Source organism: Enterococcus spodopteracolus (genome assembly GCF_030441955.1).
GTDB lineage: Bacteria > Bacillota > Bacilli > Lactobacillales > Enterococcaceae > Enterococcus_B > Enterococcus_B spodopteracolus.
Window position 1 is genome coordinate 1 of the sequence record NZ_JARJHD010000037.1, and the last position, 1,967, is coordinate 1,967.

Below are 1,967 nucleotides of genomic sequence, written 5' to 3' on the forward strand. Positions count from 1 at the left end.
AACAAAAAACGACAAATAGGAGAGATTCGCATGGAAATAACTGCAAATAATATCAAAAGAAGTTTGAGAGAGCAAGGAATTAATACGAAAAACCTACGCATTCGGGTTGAAATGGTGGGCTACGGAAGCACTTCTATCAGAGTAAAATTGCATGATTTAACGCTAGAAACGGAAACGATTCGTTACGAAATCCAAAAACAGTGGGGGAGCATTCGATATGACGAAAAAGTACAAGGTGAGATATTAGAGGGATGTAATACGTACGTGTTTTGTGAATATGAAGAGGAAGTCTTAGAACAAGCGATTGAAGAGAAATACGAGCAAGCAGAAACCATTTATCGGCACTTAGAACAGCTAGACACATACAATGGCGAACAAATATTTGAAACAGAGAGCGTGAGAGCCGTTGCCTTTTTCAAAGATAAATTAATTTCATTAATGATGAAAGATCGTTCTAGTTCGATTCGATACCGCAGACACCCTATGAATAGTGTTTATGATTTAGCACATGCTCTTGTTTTACTAGAAACAATTGGTCATTTCGGCAAAATCTAAACTAAAGAATTAGGAAAGGAGACATACGAAAGGGTTCCATAACCCTTTCGTATCAGTCAAAAGATGAAGATATACGAGTGATGTCGTTAGTGAGATTAGTATAACAATGATTCAATTCATATTATTCTTTAGCATGCTTTTTATAAAATTTTAGACTTAAAAAAAAGAAAAGAGGAATTTATTATGATTAACAATGTAACTTTGGTAGGACGTTTAACAAAAGACCCTGATTTGCGCTATACGTCAAGTGGCAAGGCGGTAGCAGGTTTTACATTAGCAGTCAATCGAAGATTTACGAACCAGGCAGGACAGCGTGAGGCGGACTATATCCAATGTGTCATTTGGGGGAAATCAGCGGAAACCTTAGCAAATTATGCAAAAAAAGGTTCTTTGATCGGGATTGTGGGACGCCTTCAATCAAGAAGTTATGAAAATAAGGAACAACAACGAGTTTATGTGACTGAGGTTGTAGTAGAAACTTTCCAATTTCTTGAATCAAAAACAGCCAACGAACAACGCCAAAATAATCAACAAAACGATAATAGTGATCCAAACTTTGAAGGATCAACGGTTGACATTTCAGACGATGATTTACCATTTTGATTCGTGTGTAGAGACTAGGGAGAGAAAAAATAGTTCCCCAAAATCTTAGAATAGGAGTGTTCATATGTGGTTAATAGCTATTTTTATATTACTAGCCTTATCGTCATATCTATTTTACTGTTTGAGCCATAAAGATTATAAAAAGAAAATGTTTGGAATTCTTTTCTTTTTATTAGTTTTTATTATCCAAGTAACTGTTGGGATAGTGTTACATTTGATTGGCAAAATATAGATACACTCTAAAAGATTAACAATTTAACTAAAAATGAGAGATCGGCAACCGCATATGCGGTTGCCGAATAAAGGAGAAAAGATGAATTATAGAAATGAGATTACGAAACGACTAAAAAATTTATCTGGCAAGCAGAATATATCTACAATTTTCTTTGATTGGGTTCACTTAATGGCATACACCATATCAAATAGTGTAGATAAAACACAATTTGATAGCCGAGAAGCTGATTATGTCGAGATAATCGGAAAATACACGAAGACGGAGAGTGATGTCTTTGTAAAATGTTTCTGTTTATTGGTACAAGCTTTTGATCGAAAAGTGACGGATTGGCTCGGTGAAATTTATATGGATCTCGAAATTAGTAACAAAGATTCCGGACAATTTTTTACACCCTATGAGATCTCAAGGTTAATGTCCGAACTAACTTTAACGGAAAATGAACCACTAATCGAAGAAAAAGGATGGATTGGTTATTACGAGCCAGCGTGTGGCGCAGGTAGTATGATAATCGCATTTACGCAGGCAATGGAACGTAAGGGATATAACTATCAACAGCAGCTACGTGTATTGTGTG

General features: G+C 35.6%; 3 protein-coding genes. All 3 read left to right on the forward strand.

Features of this window, described 5'->3' with window-relative positions:
- The coding region (locus tag P3R27_RS14230) for a hypothetical protein (RefSeq protein ID WP_301399114.1) at positions 1-555 on the forward strand (555 nt) is incomplete at its 5' end.
- 183 nt (positions 556-738) lie between these two features.
- The gene (ssb, locus tag P3R27_RS14235; protein WP_301399115.1) at positions 739-1,158 is read left to right on the forward strand and encodes a single-stranded DNA-binding protein; all 420 of its coding nucleotides are present in this window, start codon (positions 739-741) and stop codon (positions 1,156-1,158) included.
- 313 nt (positions 1,159-1,471) lie between these two features.
- The coding region (locus P3R27_RS14240; RefSeq protein ID WP_301399117.1) for an N-6 DNA methylase at positions 1,472-1,967 on the forward strand (496 nt) is incomplete at its 3' end.